General features: G+C 65.5%; 12 protein-coding genes. 8 read left to right on the forward strand and 4 right to left on the reverse strand.

From position 1 onward, the window contains the following. Positions 1–17: 17 nt before the first annotated feature. Together ACFXPL_RS00985 and ACFXPL_RS00990 are read left to right on the forward strand one after the other, a co-directional pair. Complete coding sequence (locus ACFXPL_RS00985; RefSeq protein WP_384910337.1) at positions 18–1,025, forward strand: DNA cytosine methyltransferase; 1,008 nt, start codon at positions 18–20, stop codon at positions 1,023–1,025. Next, on the forward strand, positions 1,022–2,338 hold the full coding sequence (locus ACFXPL_RS00990; RefSeq protein WP_384910340.1) for a DNA cytosine methyltransferase: 1,317 nt from the start codon (positions 1,022–1,024) through the stop codon (positions 2,336–2,338). The genes ACFXPL_RS00985 and ACFXPL_RS00990 overlap by 4 nt, the downstream gene beginning before the upstream one ends. On the opposite strand, the gene ACFXPL_RS00995 is transcribed toward ACFXPL_RS00990, so the two are convergent. The 3 genes from ACFXPL_RS00995 to ACFXPL_RS01005 are packed head-to-tail and all read right to left on the reverse strand — an operon-like array spanning position 2,307 to position 7,674. After that, a complete protein-coding gene (locus ACFXPL_RS00995; protein WP_384910343.1) occupies positions 2,307–3,194 on the reverse strand; it encodes a DUF6339 family protein in 888 nt (295 codons plus the stop codon). The two genes, ACFXPL_RS00990 and ACFXPL_RS00995, sit on opposite strands and share 32 nt — an antisense overlap. Then, the gene (locus ACFXPL_RS01000) at positions 3,191–4,183 is read right to left on the reverse strand and encodes a hypothetical protein (protein WP_384910346.1); all 993 of its coding nucleotides are present in this window, start codon (positions 4,181–4,183) and stop codon (positions 3,191–3,193) included. Before ACFXPL_RS01000 ends, ACFXPL_RS00995 begins: the two co-directional genes overlap by 4 nt. Next, positions 4,180–7,674, reverse strand: coding sequence for a sigma-70 family RNA polymerase sigma factor (locus ACFXPL_RS01005; protein ID WP_384910349.1), 3,495 nt, complete (start codon positions 7,672–7,674; stop codon positions 4,180–4,182). The genes ACFXPL_RS01000 and ACFXPL_RS01005 overlap by 4 nt, the downstream gene beginning before the upstream one ends. Positions 7,675–7,865: 191 nt before the next feature. On the opposite strand from ACFXPL_RS01005, the gene ACFXPL_RS01010 reads away from it, so the two are divergent. The 4 genes from ACFXPL_RS01010 (at position 7,866) to ACFXPL_RS01025 (ending at position 15,635) form a co-directional block, all read left to right on the forward strand. Further along, positions 7,866–9,482, forward strand: a complete 1,617-nt coding sequence (locus ACFXPL_RS01010) for an NERD domain-containing protein (RefSeq protein WP_384910351.1) — start codon at positions 7,866–7,868, stop codon at positions 9,480–9,482. Between the two features lie 464 nt (positions 9,483–9,946). Continuing rightward, entirely contained in the window at positions 9,947–12,640 is a 2,694-nt protein-coding gene (locus tag ACFXPL_RS01015) for a helicase-related protein (RefSeq protein ID WP_384910354.1), read from the forward strand. Further along, positions 12,637–14,538 (forward strand): DrmB family protein, encoded by a 1,902-nt coding sequence (gene drmB, locus ACFXPL_RS01020; protein ID WP_384910357.1) that lies wholly within the window; start codon positions 12,637–12,639, stop codon positions 14,536–14,538. Before ACFXPL_RS01015 ends, drmB begins: the two co-directional genes overlap by 4 nt. 11 nt (positions 14,539–14,549) lie before the next feature. Beyond that, the gene (locus ACFXPL_RS01025) at positions 14,550–15,635 is read left to right on the forward strand and encodes a hypothetical protein (protein ID WP_384910360.1); all 1,086 of its coding nucleotides are present in this window, start codon (positions 14,550–14,552) and stop codon (positions 15,633–15,635) included. Between the two features lie 63 nt (positions 15,636–15,698). On the opposite strand, the gene ACFXPL_RS01030 is transcribed toward ACFXPL_RS01025, so the two are convergent. Further along, positions 15,699–16,325 carry an ATP-binding protein gene (locus ACFXPL_RS01030; protein WP_384910363.1) on the reverse strand — a complete coding sequence of 209 codons (627 nt, stop codon included), beginning with the start codon at positions 16,323–16,325 and terminating at the stop codon, positions 15,699–15,701. Between the two features lie 218 nt (positions 16,326–16,543). Between ACFXPL_RS01030 and ACFXPL_RS01035 the strand changes: the two genes are divergently transcribed. Both ACFXPL_RS01035 and ACFXPL_RS01040 read left to right on the forward strand, forming a co-directional pair. Then, complete coding sequence (locus ACFXPL_RS01035) at positions 16,544–17,389, forward strand: helix-turn-helix domain-containing protein (RefSeq protein WP_384910366.1); 846 nt, start codon at positions 16,544–16,546, stop codon at positions 17,387–17,389. Further along, the gene (locus ACFXPL_RS01040; protein ID WP_384910369.1) at positions 17,389–17,598 is read left to right on the forward strand and encodes a DUF397 domain-containing protein; all 210 of its coding nucleotides are present in this window, start codon (positions 17,389–17,391) and stop codon (positions 17,596–17,598) included. Before ACFXPL_RS01035 ends, ACFXPL_RS01040 begins: the two co-directional genes overlap by 1 nt. Positions 17,599–17,659 lie beyond the last annotated feature (61 nt).

The following is a 17,659-nucleotide window of genomic DNA, read 5'->3' on the forward strand; positions in this document are numbered from 1 at the left end:
CACGGAGGGCGGGGCCGGTGAGTGGACTGCGATTCGTCGACGTGTGCGCGGGCGCGGGGGGATTGGCTTTGGGGCTGGAGCACGCGGGCTTCGAACCCGTACTGCTCCTGGACAAGAACCCTGTGGCCTGCGCCACCCTGCGCGGGAACCGCCCGGCATGGCAGGTTCTGGAGACGGACCTGCTGGACTTCTCCCCTTCGAGGTATCAGGAGATCTACGACGTGGATCTCCTATCGGCCGGGCCGCCCCGGGTGAGGTCGAGTGCGACCGTCGCGCTCCCCGAGACCGAGGCCGAACTGCGCTTGCTGGAAGCGACCGTCTACCTGGCGCATGCCGTCCAGCCTCGCGCTCTGGTCATCGAGAACGTACCGGGGCTGCTGAGCGCGCCCGGCTTCGCGCCGATACGCGACCTCATCGGCAACGAGCTGAGTCATCTCGGCTACCGGTTCCGGTGGCTCCTCCTGAACGCGGCCGACTTCGGAGTGCCCCAGAACCGGAAACAAGGAGTGCTCGTGGCGCTCAGGAAACAGTATTTCGACGCGTTCCGCCCACCGGAGCCGACGGTGCACAAGCATCTGTCCGTAGGTCGAGCCCTCCGCCGCTCCATGGCCACGGGCGGTTGGCGGGACGCCGACCGATGGGCGGCCCAGGCACTCAGTGTGGCGCCGACCTTGGTGGGCGGGTCGGACAGGCGGGGTGGCGCGGACCTCGGACCGACCGGGACGAGGAAGGCCTGGGCCCGGATGGGGGTGGACGGGAGCAGCGTGGCCGACAACATTCCCGACGCGGACTTCACCTGGGCGCCTGAAGCCGGGCGGCGCGGGATGGTGCGGATCACGACGGACCAGGCCGCACTCCTGCAGGGGTTCCCGTCCGAGTGGAGGTTCGCCGGGAGGAAGACGGCTCGTTACCGACAGATCGGGCATGCCTCCCCACCCCCCGTGGCCAAGGCACTCGGGCTGGCGATCCGAGCCGCATTGGTGTCACCTGTAACTCCCGTCTCCCGTTACACTCAAACCCCATGAACAGCCCGGAACCAAAGGTTCACCACCTCGACGAAATCCGGATTCTGGACCTTTTCGCAGGTCCTGGTGGCCTCGATGTGGCCGCGCATTTTCTGGGCTTCAAGAGCATCGGGATCGAGTGGGACCGGAACGCGTGCGAGACCCGCTATGCCGCAGGCCTGCCGACGCTTCACGCCGATGTGAGCGTGATGCGCACGAGTCGCTTCGACGAGATTCCGAAATCAGTCGACGTGCTGGCCGGTGGACCGCCCTGTCAGTCCTTCTCCGTCGCGGGCAAGGGCAAGGGACGGCGCGCGCTGGACAAGGTGCAGGAGTTCATCCACCGCCTTGTGGACGGGGACGACGAGGCGAAAATCGACGAGGACTTGCGCGCCCTCGACGACTCGCGCACCGCCTTGGTCCTGGAGCCCCTTCGCTGGCTCCTCAAGGCGATCGAAACGGACGGACGCGATCCGTACAAGGTGATCGTTCTGGAGCAGGTGCCCGCGGCCCTGCCCCTCTGGGAGGTCTACGCGAAACTTCTGCGCAGCGGCGAAGGGCGGCTTAATGGCGTCAAGTACGAGGCGGAATGCTGGCAGTTGAAGACAGAGCAGTTCGGGGTCCCGCAGACACGCACACGAGCCGTACTCGTCGCCCGGCGCCCGGGGCATGGCGCCGTCGAACCGCTTGAAGCCACCCATCTCCCCTTCGGCCTGCATCGTGGGAAGCGCGATGCCGCTCAGCCGGACCTGTTCTCGGCCGATTCCGACATCTCGGGGGGCACTCGGCGCTGGGTATCCATGGCGGAGGCTCTCGACGAGGCGAGCAAACTGAAGGGTTCGCCTCTGGACGTGTCCCGGCTCCGGACGGAAGGCCGAATGAAGTTTTTCGTCGTCTCGAACTACGGCTCCGGGGGCGACCCGAAGAATCGGGGCCGGCGTCTGTCCTCCGAGCCTGCCTTCACGGTCACAGGGAAAATCTCCCGGAACAAGGTGTACAGGTCAGCGGAGGAGTACGAGGCGGCCAGGTCCGATCGGTTCACCATTCCCGAGTCGGGGGTTCTGCAGACCTTCCCGCACAACTTCCCGTGGTCGGGCAAGGACCAGGCGCAGCAAGTGGGGAACGCAGTGCCGCCCCGGCTGGGCATGCACGTACTCAGCCGGGCGCTGCGCGGGAACGCTCCCTCCGACGGGGAGTTGGCGGCCTCCGTCACCTGGCCCGATGTGCCCCCGGCCACTACGGCCGAGCTGCGCGCCATCGGTTGCGGCGATCAGGGACGATGCCCACCTGACTCACACAAGGTCACTCGTTCTCATCAGGAGCCCGCCCCCTGACCGGTGCGTCCGCGAAAAGGTCCTCGAAGAGGGCGACCAGCCGCTGCACCGCCTCTTCCGGGACGCACTCCTCCTCCGGGCCTTCAGGAAGGCTGTTACGGGGAGACGGACCGGCGGACTCGGCCCCCGCGATCCAGTCCCGCAGGGAGTTGCCGTCGTGCTCCAGGTCCGGGGCGATGACGTCGTACATCAGAGTGGCCGCAGCGGCATTGACCGCAGGCGTCAGTGCGTTGACCTCGCGACCGGTGCGCACGACCCCTTTCTCGATGAGCCTGACAAGGGCGAGAGCGGTGGGGCGGTGATCGATGATGTCCAGCCTGAGAGCCGAGTTGAGCATGTCCTGACTACCGCAGGCCACGACGGCGGGGCGGTAGTCCGAGCCATCGCGGAAGAGCTCGGCCGCCCACCAGAGGCGCCCGAACGCCTGCTTGTAGTGCGGGCCGAGGAACTTGTCCCGGGCTACTCGTCCGGGCGTGCCGTCGGCCTTCGGCTCGGACAGATGCCGCCAGACGACATAGTCCGGAGCCACCCCGAGGGCCAGATACGTCCAGATTCCCTTCTCGGCCGCCTCCCGGCGCGTCAACCGCAGAGTCTCGTGCAACCGCGGGGCCAGCCATGCATCGGCCGCCGTGGGACGCTCGCCCCGGAACTTCGCCAGGGCGTGGTCGATCAGATCTCTTACCCGGTGCAGGCCCAGTCGTGCTTCGTCGTCGGGCAGCGGCTCGGCAACCTTGTTCAACGCGATGGAAGGAACGTCGTCGCGTCCCTCCAGCAGCCCCGCGGAAATGTACTCCGCGGCCTGTACATCGGAGAGCAGAGCAAGTCGCTCCGGGAGGTACTCGGGGCGGGAAGTCACGCGCGGTTCTCCTGGTCGAGTCGTTCGATGTCACGGACAGTATCGGCCAGGGCCCTGGGGACCTCGGCACGGCGGGAGGCCGCGTACTGGATGCGCGGTTGCAGGTCCGCCCAACTCCCCTCACCCGTGCGTCGGATGTGGACGTCGCGAAGAGCGTCCTCCACCGATCGCCCGGGAACGATGTCCGGCAGCATTTCGCGGAGCACCTCGCCGCGCCAGTCCGGCGGGAGGAGCGGCGTCCCATCGTCCTCGATCTCCAGGTCGCCGATGGCGGTGTGAAAGACCGCGGTCCACACATCGGTGCCCATCTGGGCCAGCAGTATCTCTCGTACCACGCCCTCCACCTTCGAGCCTTGGCCGTCCAGTAGCGCCACGAGGCCCTCGAAATCCGAATTCAGGCGGACGACGGGCATCCGGCCCGCGGTGTCCAGGATCCAGGGGGCGTCCCGGAAGCTGCGCAACCACTCGGCGCTGCGGGCGAAACTGACCGCGGTCAGGTCGATCTGGCGATGCCGGAGCGGGGCGTCGGCCGTCATGTCGATCAGCCACTCCTTGTCCGTGGAGGCGATGACCCGCCCTTCGACCCCGCCCACGGCCGCCACCACATGCACGATGAGGGACGCACGGTCCAGGTGGTCGTCCCGGTCGAGTTCGATCTCCCCCGACCACTCCCTCCCGCCCACCACGTCGGGCGTCAACCGCGCGACCGTACGCGTGTTGGTGGCCCCCTCCGTCAGAACGGCGACGACCGTGACATCGGACCAGTGGCCCTTTGTCTCGATCTCACGCGCCGGTACGGTCGCGGTCAGGGTGAGCCGTGCGGTCTGCCAGTCGTCGCGCTCGGCCCTGCCGAGTGCCACCACCTGCTCGACGACCGAATATCCCCTGGTGTCCATCTGCTCCCGATGGTCGCCGGGGCCGCTCAGTCGGACGGCCGTGACGCGTGCCGTCACTGGACCGGTCGGCCGCTCGTAGGGATAGGCCCTCACGCGACATCTCCCTTGCTCTCCTGCAGTTCGACGACGAGCCCCGTCAGCGCTGCTCGCACCGGGTGCGTGGACACATCCGTGACGCCTCGAAAACTGGCACGGCGGACCCCCGGCGGGAAATACAGCATGCCGTCGGAGACCTCGCAGTTGCTCACGGCCACGAGTTCGGCCCACTTGACCACGGGACGGGTGCCGGAGCGCACGTCCAGCTTGGCAACGGGGCTCATACGCCAGAGATCTCCCCCCGGCGACACCTTCACCTCAGCGGTGACCTGCCAGGCGCCGGAGACGTCGACGACGGCCTTCAACTCGTCCAGCTTCGGCGGCGCCACCGTCCCCCTGACCTTGGCGGCGGGCCTGCCCGAGAGACTGAACCGCCTATTCGACCTGCTCGTGCCGCTCCGCTTCTTCTCCTGGGGAATCGCCACGAGTCCGCGCACGGCCTTGTTGGTCTCGGTGGTCAACGTCGCGATCCGCCGATGGGCCGAGGGCGAATAGCGCATCCGCAACTCCTCGTTCTGCGCCCACTTGTTGTGCTCCGGTGGCTCGGACGAGCGGAGGAACTCCTCGGCCTCGGCGGCGAACGGCGCGTCGTCCCCCGCCGCGAGTCCCACGAGCAGAACGGCCTGGAACGGGTTGGTCCCCACGGGGATATCGGGCACCGAACTGGTCTTGACCGTCATGCGATTGCCACGCATCGCGGTCACCTGGTTGATCCTGCCGTCCTGGTCGGTGGCCTCGGTGACAAGCAGTACCGCCCGGTGCTCGCCACCCGAACCGGCGAGCCTGTCCCTTTCGGGGACCTTCAATGGCACCTTGGCCACGGCCACTTGGCCCGCTTCCGTGAGACGGTCCACCGTGGTGCCGCTCAGGAAGGCGTGCAGAGCACGCGAGCGCGCGGGCTGATGTACGTGAGGATCGACCCGCTCCTCCGCGAGAACCTCCACACCGTTGCGCAGTGTCCGTACCGACGCCTCCAGCAGTGGCCTCCGGTCCCCGCCCGCTGTCATGGCGGCCCAGAAGTTCCGCCCGAGCGCGTGAACCAGCCTCCGGTGCATGCGCTCCAGGCTGTCGTCGTCGTCCATGTCCCCTTCCTGATCCCGTCCGTCCCCTGCGAGGCCGGCGACATCGTGGGCTCCGACGATCAGGAAGGACGTGCCGGGCTCATCGCTCTCGCGGGTGAGATACAGGTTCTCGACCGTGTCCTCGTCGGCCCACCAGGAGCGGACGACCTCCGCATTGTCGGACTCCGTGTCCGGCAGCCCCAGCCAAGCGGGACCGGCGAACCTCTTTCCTTCCACCTCGCGCCAGGGAAGGTCGAGGCGCCCGATCAACCGCCGGCGCGTGTGTCCCTCGTGCGGTTCGGAGAGCGTGGAATTCATGAGGACGAGCCCCAGACGGCTGGTCGACCAGAGCGTCGCCTTACCGAGCCCGTATGAACCGCCCGCCGCGGCATTCGACTTGTGACTGTCGAGTTGCCGCCGCACGACAGCCGCGAATCGACCGTCCTCATAATCGTCGCCGGTCAGCCCATTGGCGTTGTAATCGTCGACACGCAGAAGAACCAGTCGATCTCGCTCGGTCATCTCTCGCAGACCGGCACTGATGACGCGTCCGACCTTCTGGTCCTGGGCGGCGGCGGCCTCATAGTGGGGGCGCAACCCGTCCCAATGGATCGCGGCACGGAATCGGGCCAGTGCGTCACCGGACAGTTCATGCAGTGTGTAACAGACTTCGACCGGACGGTCACTCCTCCGGTCTCGCTCGTCCAGGCTGTTCTGAGTGGCCTCACGGGCGAGAACCTCCAAATCGGCCTCGAAGGCGAAGGCCGCCGCATTACCGAACTCCCGCCCGCCGTCGTCGTGTCCGGGACGGTGATACCAGACGGCCGGTGTCTCCACCGGCTCCCCTCGATCTTCCGGAACGACCTCGGATTCCGGCCCGGCTTCGCCCTCCAACCCGAAGACCTCCCACACCTGGGTCACATGGTCCGGGCTGGGAACGGAGCGGCCTTGGAGCCAGGTCTCGACAAGCCCTCGGGGCACTTCCAGACGCTGCGCCAGTTCACTTTCGTCCACCCCCTTTTCCCGCATGCGCTCGGCCAACCATCGATCGAACTCAGTGCCGTTCACGGCCACCGTTCCCTCTCTCCCCTCGCAAATGTTCTCCGCGCCTGGTGCGCCGGTGCGGCCGTACGGCGGCGACTCGCCCGCAGCCTCCCGCGCCATCCGTCGAGCGGCGTTCCGCCGACGGCGTTCCGTGTCCTCGTCGTCGGGCTCAAGCCCCATCTGGATCCTCAGATCCTGGAGCGCGCGCTTCTCGATCTGCCGGATGCGCTCCCGTGTGACCCCGATCCGCCTACCGATCTCGTCCAGCGTCCAAGGTGTCCCGTCGATGAATCCGAAGCGCAGCAGAAGAATTTCACGCGTTCTCTTCGTGAACACGCAGGCGTCGAAGGTCTGCATCATCTCCTGACGCTCGAACGCTGCCCGAAGCATTTGCTCCGGACCCGGCACCGGACGGAAGGTGTCGACGACCAGGTCCCCAAGGGTCACGTTCTCGCCGACGGGTCGTTCGAGCGACAAGACTGCACGGCGACTCAGCTCCAAATAGGTCTTCACCTTTTCGGCATTCAGTTTGCAAGCCAGAGCGAGATCATCCACATTGGGGACCCTGCCCTGATCGAGAAATGCCCTCTCCGCTTTCCGTACTTTTTCCACATGGTTCCAGATATGGACCGGAAGACGGATCGCCGCTTCTTCGTTGGCCACGGCCCGAGTGATTCTCTGCCGAACCCACCACGTGGCGTAGGTGGAGAACTTGCATCCCAGGGAAATATCGAACTTCTCCACAGCGCGGATGAGACCTATCCGGCCATGCTGCAGAAGATCCTCGTACATGGGGTTCTCCGGCCAACGCCCCAAACCGTGAAGGATCTTATAAACGAGAAGCTCATTGTGCATGACCATCGCCGTGAAAGCTCTGTAAGCCTCACCGTCTCGTGGAAGCGTCGCCAGATAACCCTCGGGCAAGGACTCCGACGGTCCTGTGCCCTCCCGGAACAGGAGGCAGAGCCCCACCTCCGCCTCAGCGCTCAGCAGGCGACGGTACGGCTTCGCTCTCCTTCGATCGACTTCGAGCACTTCCCGAGCGGCACGACGAGCCACCGCCAGGTCGTGGACGCGCACGGTCCCTCGGAACGATTCCGGGTCCGGCCCGTCTTCTTCCTCCTCCGGGGCATCCAGGTCGTCGAAGTCCTCGTCAAGATCAGCCGGATGGTCAACAGTCACGCTCTGCGACAAGTCCGGCTCGTCCTCGCCGGGTTCGTCCTCCACCTCTGCCGATATCACGGCTTCGTACAGGACAGAGGTCTCCTGCACGTCGAGGCGCGCGGCCTTCGTCACCTGTTCCAGAGACGTGCGACGGTCGACCCCCTCTGCCGTGAATCGACGTGTGAGACGGACGAGCAGGTCCCACCCGGCATCATCCATCGGTCTACCGGCCCCGTCCTCCCGCTCTCCGGTCATCACACCCTCGCCCCCCGGCACCACACGCCGTCCCCCTGTCCCCTAGTCCATCACTCATCGAGCCGTCGCCGCTGGCACTTCCCCACCAGGTTTCGTACCGCGAGATCCATCACCGGTATCTTAAAGAGCCGAGGGTGTGACCATGGGGAGAGTGGATGCGGATCATTCCGAGCGAGATCTCGAACAACGCCAGAAGCCAAGCCGAGCGAAGTGTGTTCGCGGCCCTCAAGGCGATTACGGACCACGAGAGTGTCGCACTGCACTCGGTCCATCTTCCCCGGCACCGCAGGAAACGCGTCGGCGAGATCGACTTCGTCCTCATCATGCCGGACATCCTGCTCTTCATCGAGGTCAAGGGCGGCCAGGTCCAACAGCGCGACGGGAAGTGGTACTACGGCCCGCCCGGCCGCGAAGACGGCCCCAAAGAGAGCCCTTTCGCCCAGGCCAACGGCGGGATGCACGAGTTCGACCGCGAGATCGGTGCGTTGGTCGGTGACCTGAGGGACCACGGTGTCCCCAGTGGCTACTTGGTGATCACCCCGGATGTCGATATCCCGCGCACGACGGAGTTCGAGCCCGAGCAGTATCTGAGCTCCACTGCCTACGACGGCGGACGCGGTCTGGCACAGGGCATCGAGCGAGCGACCCGGTTCTGGTCGACCACGAACCGTTGGGCCAGGACCCCCGTCTCCGCTCCCCTGCGCAAGAAGATGCTCGAAGCCGTCCGCCCGGATTTCGACCTCGTACCCAATCTGCACTCCCGCCTGACGCACCTTGAAGTGACCTTCGAACGCCTCACCAACGAACAACTCGCCAGACTGGACGATCTGGAGACCCATCCTCGTCTGACCTGGACCGGCGGTGCCGGGACTGGAAAAACGTTCCTTGCCGCCGAGGCCGCTCGCCGAAAAGCCGCAGTCGGCAGTGTCCTGTTCACCTGCGCGAGCAGCACACTCGCCACCCACCTGCGCCGAGTCCTCTCCGACCGCGCCATCACAGTCCTGCCCTTCGAGCGGCTGGACGAGGTCGCGCACCGAACCTTCGATCACCTGATCGTCGACGAGGCGCAGGATCTGATGACCCTCGACCATCTCGGCGTCCTGGAGAATCTGGTCTCGGGCGGCCTCGACACAGGCCGATGGATCTTCATGCTCGACCAGAACAACCAGGTCCTGATGCCCGACGCCTACGACCCCGAGGCATGGGATTACCTGATTAAGCTCGGCACGCCCTTCGGCCCCCTGAGCCGCAACTGTCGGAACACGGTGCAGATCGTCAAACAGGTTCGTCGCTACACGGGGGCGGATCCGGGTGTCGCCTCCGCAGGTGAGGGGGAACCGGTCCGCTTCGCCGACGTGCAAGACCCCCGGGAGGAGGCCGCCGCCCTCGACGCCTGTGTGGACAAGTTGGTGCAGGAGGGTGTTTCACTGCGGGACATCACGGTGCTCTCCGCCTCCGGGAAGTGGGAGACGAGTTCGGCCCGTCTCTCCCAGCGGGCCGGCAAGATCGAGCGATTCGTCGACGTGGTCGGGACGGAGCGGACGAAGCATCGGCTCACCTGGGCTTCTGTCGCCGATTTCAAGGGCCATGAGAACCGCGTCGTCTGCCTGATCGACCTGGAACCCGACCATCTCAAGGGCCGCCTCGACACCCTCTACGTCGCCTGGACCAGGGCCCGCGCGCAGCTCTGGGTCGCTTGCGGCCCCGACACCCGCCGCATGCTGAAGGATCTCGGCATTGCCGCCCTGACGCGGGAGGAGGGGCTCCGGTGAACGAATCGGAATCACGACTCTCCGAACACCGGGCCGACTTCGTGGCCTACCTGCGTCGGCAGTTGGTCGGTCCCCCCGTCGACGAGGACGAGACCCTCACCGACCCTCCGGACCGTCGCTACCTGATGGGGACCTTGTATCCGCGTGGCGCCTCGCTGCTGGAGCACTCACAGCAGGACGGCGAACAGGCCTTCGACGAATCGGCGCCAGGGAACGGCGAGGAGGACAGCTTCGCCGACGACCCCGTGGCCGAGGCGAACGCATGGCTCCCGTCGTCGCTCGGCTTCTCCTTCTTCACCAACGCGTCCCACCTTGACGTGACCTGCGGGGCCTCCCGCTATGTGACAATCCGCGAGGGCGGGCGTCGCCGTTGGCAGAGACAGCCACGGCTCTCCACCACGAGAACGGTCACGGCGGACGACACGACCCCGATCCCCGTTCTGGAGGGCCACGGCCGCCTCCATGTGCGATGGCGCACCTTCGGCGGCGGACGTCTCGTCACGTGTGTCCTCGCCAACGCCCATGACGAGGAGGAGAGCACGTACAAGGACCGTGACCTGATGCTCTTCCAGGCCGAGCTTCGGGCGACCACACTCGGCGGACGGGTGCTGGAGTATCCCAGCACCCGTCTCAACAGCCGTGACGAGGAGGAACAGGAACTTCGAGTCCAGTACCGGCACATCGTGACCAGAGCCGTGGGGCACGGATGCGCCGTCGAGTGGGACTCCGATGCCGACGCGGTTACCACCGTACGGGCGCAGGTCATGCCCCAGCAGGTGGTCGAGCACATCAAACCCGACGGCCCCAAGAACCTGCCGGTACTCAACCTCGCGCGTCTGTCCCGGACCGATCTCACGGTGGCGGACCTCCGGGTCGAACTCGACGCCTTCGTCCTGGGGTATCGCGAGTGGTTCGAGACCCAGCGGTCACAGGCCGAGGATGTGCAGCAATGGGCCGCCGAACCCACCGCACGCATCCTCGCCCGCATCGAGACCGCACTCGACCGTATGGCGTCGGGGGTAGCGGCCCTCACCGCGCCGACACCCGCGGGGGAGAAGGCGCGGGAAGCGTTTCGCCTGTCCAACCGGGCCATGGCGCTCCAGATGCTCCACAGCCGCCCGGAACTCGCGGGTAGCCGTCGTCGCAGGAACAGCGAAGTGGTCGAGCTGTCCGAACCGGGCGGCGACTACGCATGGCACCCGTTCCAGCTCGCCTACTTCCTCCTCGTGGTCGAGGGGTTGATGAACCCTGAGCACGAGGATCGCAGGACAGTCGACCTCATCTGGTTCCCCACCGGAGGCGGCAAGACGGAGGCGTACCTCCTCACCGCCTGCTTCGAGATTCTCTGGCGGCGCCTGCGGTTCGGTGCCCTCGGCGGTGGCACCGCCGTGCTGAGCCGGTACACCCTGAGCCTGCTCACCACGCAGCAGTTCCAACGCACGGCGACGGCCGTCTGCGCACTTGAGTACATCAGGAGGGGAGACGACGGGCCGCTGCCCCACCACCTGGGGGAGGAGCACATCACCATCGGGCTCTGGGTGGGCAAGGAGACAACTCCGAACAAGATCTCCGCCGCACAGGACGAACTCGGGGAACTAAAACAGATGAACGAACCCGATGACCGCTTCCTCCTGGAACGTTGTCCCTGGTGCGGTACCGAAATCGTCCCGGAACGATCAGGGCGGGACCAGGACTTCGGCATCCGTGCCGATGGCGTCACCACTTCGTTCTTCTGTCCGCGTGACACCTGTGACTTCCACGAACTGCTCCCGGTGTCCGTCGTGGACGAACAGATCTACCGGAAACCTCCGACGTTCGTGCTCGGCACGGTGGACAAGTTCGCCCGCCTGGCGTGGGAACGGGAGGCCGGGAACCTCTTCGGCAAGGACGGCAAGCGCGCCCCATCCCTGGTGATTCAGGACGAATTGCACCTGCTGGCAGGCCCACTGGGGACAACGGTCGGTCTTTACGAATCGGCCATCCTCGAACTGTGCGCCTGGGGCGGCACCGTGCCGAAAGTCATTGCGTCGACAGCGACGATCCGACGCTCGCAGGACCAGGTACGCAGTCTTTACGGTCGTCCGGCGCAACTCTTTCCCCCAGCGGGGATCAAAGCCGGCAACTCCTACTTCGCCTCGCCCGACAAGGACAAGCCCGGCCGGCTGTACGTGGGCGTGATGGCGCAGGGGCACACCGCTTCGACCTCGACCGTTCATGTGGGCGCCGCCGCGTTGCAGGCCCCGAAGGAGATCTGCGAGGACGACACGCTCCGCGACGCGTACTGGACCGTGGTCGCCTATCACAACAGCTTGCGGGAACTCGGCCGCACCGTCACGATCGCGAGGGACGACATCCCCGCGCGCCTTGAGCATCTGACGAAGGACGACACGCAACGGCGCGAGCTGAACAACGACAAGTCGGTGGTCGAGCTCACCAGCAATATCCCACGCGCCGCTCAGCCTCGGATCCTCGAACGTCTGAGCAAGAGCTTCAAGAGTCACGACAGCATCTCCTTCCTTGCCACGACCAACATGCTCTCCGTGGGCGTCGACGTTCCGAGACTCGGCCTCATGCTCATGAACGGGCAGCCCAAGACGACTTCGGAGTACATCCAGGCCACCAGCCGCGTCGGCCGTCGTCATGTACCGGGGCTGATCGTCACGCTCTTCCGTTCGACCAAACCCCGGGACCGGTCACACTACGAGTCGTTCGGTGTGTACCACCGCTCGCTCTATCGGCATGTCGAACCGACCAGCGTCACACCATGGTCCATGCCCTCGCGTAAACGAGCACTGCACGCCGTACTCACCATCCTGGTGCGACACGGGATCGGTCTGGACGCGGAGGACAAGGCAGGGGACATCGTCCATCACGCATCCGAGGTCGCCCGGATCCGTGACCTCGTGGTGGACCACGTGCGGCGGGCCGATCCGGAAGAGGCCGATGCCGCCGCCGCACACTTGGACTCGCGGATCGAGGAGTGGTGGCAGGAGGCCGAGATCGCGCGTGGTGACGGCAGCCGGCTCCATTACCAGTCCCAGGGACGCATGTACTCCGCGCTTCTCACCGACTTCGGCAAGCAGGGCGGCATGTGGGAGACGGCCCAGTCAATGCGCAACGTCGATCGCGAGTGCCTTGTCGCCGTGAGGGGAGCATGACCGCGGTGAGAAATATTCGGCGGAAGGTCCGCAGGACTCAGACCATCGTCCCCTTCGGTGTCGGCGGGATCCTCGACCTCCGAGGCGAGTCGTTCGTCGCCGGCGACATCAGAGGCTGGTCGACGAAGGCGGAACTGGTGGAGTCGCCTCGGCTCGCAAAGAAATTGAGGGTCGCGCAGTTTCGCTCGGCCCCCGTCATCCCCTCCGGGAAGGCCGCCCACGCGACCCGCGTCGGACCTTCGTATGTACGATTCCCCAAGTGGCTCTTCTGCCCGAAGTGTCGAGAGATGCAGCTCTGGGTCACGAGTCGCGAGATGAGGGACAAACAACCGACGTGCGGGCGATGCGCGGGAAGGTCGACGCTGGCCCCGATGCGTTTCATCCAGGTGTGCAGGGCCGGTCACATGGCCGACATCGACTGGCACGGGTGGGCTCATTCCAGGGGTGAAGGGCATGCACAGCGCCAATGCGAGGTGAAACGGCTCCGGTTCGTGGCCACACCTCAATCCTCCGGGCTCGATGCCCTGCGCGTCGTCTGCTCCGTCTGTCGCGCCGGGCGCAATCTGGCGGGAATCAGCCAGAAGAACATCCTGCAGAAGATGGGCCTCCCGTGCCCGGGAACCCACCCCTGGCAATCCGAGAGCGATGAGGAGGATTCCTGCGGGGAGACACCTCAGGCAGTACAGCGCGGTGCCTCGAACGTCTACTTCCCGATCACGCACTCGGCGCTCGACATCCCCGAACCCGCAGGTCTCACCGAGGACGACGAAGCGACCCGGAACATCGTCAACCACCGCTTCTGGCCGCACTATATCGACGAAGGCGACAGCCCGATTTCTGGGCATTTCAGAGAGGCCATCGCCACGGAGTGCGATGTTCCGGAACAATTCGTGGAAGCGCTGCGACGCCGGCAGACCGAAGAGGCCACGGCGACGGCGTACCCGGATCATTCGGAAGACGACCTGAGCATCGCCGAATGGACAGCCTTCTCCGTACCAGGATCCGTTGCCAACTCGGATACGTTCTCAGTACGTCGGTCCCACCTCGGAATCGATCACGACCACCCTGAGTCGATGCGGAAATTGGCCGCGGACATCTCCGCGGTGGTCGTCGCGGACCGGGTGCGCGAGGTGCGCGCACTCGAAGGGTTCACCCGGTACGAGCCCAGCTCCGGCGACGGTGAAGGGACCGAGGGCGGACGCATCGTGTCGGTCGACACGCGTTCTCGCCCCCAATGGCTGCCTGCCGTGGAGACCTACGGCGAAGGAATCTTCATCGCCGTCGACGAGGCACGCCTGAGCATTTGGGAGCGACTTCCACCGGTGCGGGACTGGACAGAACGCATCGAACGCAACCTGAGCGCCTCATACAAGGCCGACCGCCTCAGAGAGAAATCGGGGCCGACCCTCCTTCCTCGGTTCGTGATGCTGCACACCCTGGCCCATCACTTCATCCGCCAGCTCTCGTACGACAGCGGATACAACGCGGCCTCACTACGAGAACGCGTCTATGCCCGGAGCCACGCCCCGGGAAGCGGGCTGCCGCCCCAAGCCGGGGTGTTCGTCTACACGGCTGCGGGGGATGCGGAAGGGACGCTGGGTGGGCTCGTCCGCCAGGGGCAACCCCCCAACCTCGCCGAGACTCTGATCAGGTTGCTCGAATCTGCTCAATGGTGCTCGCAGGACCCTCTGTGCGCCGACTCGACGGGCAGGTCGCTGGCGAACCTCAACCGCGCCGCCTGCCATGCGTGCACGCTCCTTCCAGAGACCTGCTGCGAGGTCGACAACTCCCTTCTGGACCGGACCCTGTTGATCGGCGACAGCGAGGTCCCAGGATTCTTTCGGGGGGTCATCCAGGCCGCTCTTGAGGAATCCGCCGGCGTCGTCGAGTTGCCATGAGAATTCCCTCCTTGCTGGATCTGAAGGCAGAGCAACAAGCCGCGATCGATCTCCCCTTCCACGGAAACCATGTCGTCACCGGCGCGGCAGGTTCCGGAAAGACCGTAATGGCGGTCTACCGCGCCTGGGCATTGGCTGTGACCGGTCGCGACGTGTCCCTCTTCACGCACTCCAATCCGCTCCATCAGTACCTCGCCCAAGTCGCACCGGACCTCACGGAAGCGATCAAGATCACCACCTACCATCGATGGGTCAGGTGCTTCTGGAGCCGGCACTTCGAAACCGAGCCGCCGAGCACCGACGAGAAGGGATTCAGTTACGACTGGATCGAGATGCAGCGGCACTGCATCATGCGGGGCTTCAAGTCGAGCGCGCACCTGGTGATCGACGAGGGCCAGAAACTCCCCGTCGCTTTCTACCAGTGGTGCCGGATCGTCGGCGTCGGTGTCACCGTCCATGCCGACGAGAATCAGCGGATCGACGACGATCAGAGCACCCTGTCCGAGATATGCCGAGCCCTCGCCGTGGGCGCCGCTCCACTCGTGCTGAGCGAGAACTACCGGAACACACGAGAGATCGCGACTTTGGCGTCGGAGTTCCACACGGATACCAGGGAGAATTCTTCCTCACCGAAACGCGCAGGCCGTACACCGACGGTGGTGAGAGTTCCTTCGCTGAAGCCTCTCCTCAGCGGAGTCGCACACTATTTTCGCGCGCATCCCAAGCGAAGCATCGGAATCATCTGCAGGTCGAATCAATTGCTGCGGGACATCCAGAGCGCACTCACAGAACTCAAGCTCGCCAAGTACACCCAGGCATATGCGTCCGGCGATCGATACCGGGACACCATCGACTTTTCGACACGGCCGATCCGGCTCGTGAGCACCGCCAGCGCGAAGGGCCTCGAGTTCGACAGCGTCTTCGTCCCCGACCTGGACGCATACACGGAGGACCCGACCGGTGCGGAGGCACGCCTTCGCTTCTTCATGCTGTGCACTCGTGCTCGCGAGGACCTCTACTTCGCTTATCGCGGTTCCCAGGAGCCAGCCATCGTTTCAAGCCTCCCGAAGTCGTTGCTGACTCGACACACCAGTTGAGTTTTCCGTGGAACAGGCTGCCGAATCGACAGGCTTTCGGGACGTGCTTGCGTTTCCTCCACGTCAGGCAGCCTCTGCCTCGTAGTGCGTCTGGGCGCGGTCGAGGATCGCGTCCGGGTCGCCGCCGTGGGCTGCCAGCCAGTGGAGGAGATCCGCGATCAGGTGGGTCGCGGATTCTTCTCCCGTGGGTGGGCGGGAGACGTTGAGGCCGCTGAGGGTGCCGGGGAGGTCCTGGTAGGTGTCGAGCACCGTCGATGCTCGACGGGTGCGGAGGCACCGACCTTCCTGGACCAGGGAGAATTCGCACCACACCGCTTTGCCGGTTGCGGTGACCGCCGCGCCCCAGTCCATGGCCATCGCGGCCAGGAGATGCAGGCCCCTGCCGCATTCCTGGCCACAGTTCTGCGGTTGCCGTGTCGGCACCTTCTGGCTGGTGTCGTGCACTTCGATGCGGAGGCGGTCCTCCGCCGGTTCCAGGACGAGCGTGGCCGGGGTGTCGGAGCCCACGTGCTTGATCACGTTCGTCGCGAGTTCCGTGACGGCGAGCTGCGCCTCGTCCGAGAGCGTCGAGGCGTTCCACTCCCTGAGCTGTTCCCTGACGGTTCGCCGCAGCATGTGCAGTTCGATCGGGGCCGCGACAAAGGGCAGGACGTAACGGGTTCGGAGGGGGGTCTCTCCGTAACTGCACATGGGTCGTGCTCCCTTCTGCGGCACGTCAGCGCGCACTCACCGAGTCCGTACGGTTGCACTGCGTAGCCGCTCGATGGCTAGTATCGCATCGAGAAGTCCCGCCGTGTAACTTCTCACGGAACTCTCCCGGGTGAATCTGTCGGTGCACCAACGCCGGATCACAGCCCACCTGTTGGCTTGCGCCGCTGGTGGCCTGAGCGAGATGGAAGGCTGTTCCCATGCCAGCGAGGACTACGACCCGGCGCCGTCAGCTCGGCGCGATGATGCGGAAACTCCGTGCACGGAAAGGCATGACCCTGGAGGAGGCAGGTCGACTCGTCGGCGTGTCCAAGGCCACCGTCAGCCGGTACGAGACTCAGGAGGGGCCGGTGAAGTGGCCCATCGCGGATGCGCTCTGCCGGGAGTACGGCGCCAGCGAGGCTGAGCGCAACGCTGTGGTCAAGCTCGCCAAGGATGCCAAGCAGCAGGGGTGGTGGGCGCCGTTCAGCGATTCCATTCCCGCGGAGATGAACCTGCTGCTGACACTTGAGGACGAGGCCACCAGGGAGGACCACTTCTCCTGTGTCTATGTACCTGGGCTTCTCCAGACGCGGAACTACAACACCGCGGTCCAGCAAGCCAACGAAATGCGCCTCGGAGCTGACGAGATCGAACGGCTCGTCGACATCCGCATGAAGCGCCAGGAGATCCTGAACCGCGCCCAGCCACCGCACCTCTGGGCGATCCTGGACGAGTCGGTGATCCGGCGCGTCGTCGGGTCACCGGAGGTCATGCGCGAGCAGCTCGGCCGACTCCTGGAGGCCAACGAGTCTCCGCACATCACTCTCCAGATCCTTCCGTTCGCGAAGGGAGCCCACACAGCGGCCCTGGGGAGTTTCGTGATCCTGGGCGGCGCCGAGGCATCGCTGGACGTGGTGTACGTCGATCTGCATGTCAGCTCCGTCTTCATGGAGAAAGACGCGGAACTGAACCGATACCGACTTGCGTTCGACTACCTTCGCGCACAAGCGTTGGACATGGCCGCCTCATCGGCCATGATCCGGCTGGTTCGTGAGGAGATGTGATGGTTGCGGTGGTCCGGTCCAGAGAAGATCTTGAGTGGTTCAAGTCTTCCTACAGCGGCGGCAACACCACGGAGTGCGTCGAAGCGGCGCGCCTGCCCGGCTCGACAGCCATACGGGATTCGAAGGACCCCAGTGGTCCTCGGCTCGCCTTCCCTCATGACACCTGGAACGGGTTCGTCAGGGCTCTGAGGCTTCGGCAGCTCTGCTGACAACGGTCACGTAATCCCTCGCGTGGCCACACCCGTGGCCGAGATATCTGTTGGCAACGCC

This window comes from Streptomyces sp. NPDC059092, from assembly GCF_042756365.1.
Taxonomy (GTDB): domain Bacteria; phylum Actinomycetota; class Actinomycetes; order Streptomycetales; family Streptomycetaceae; genus Streptomyces.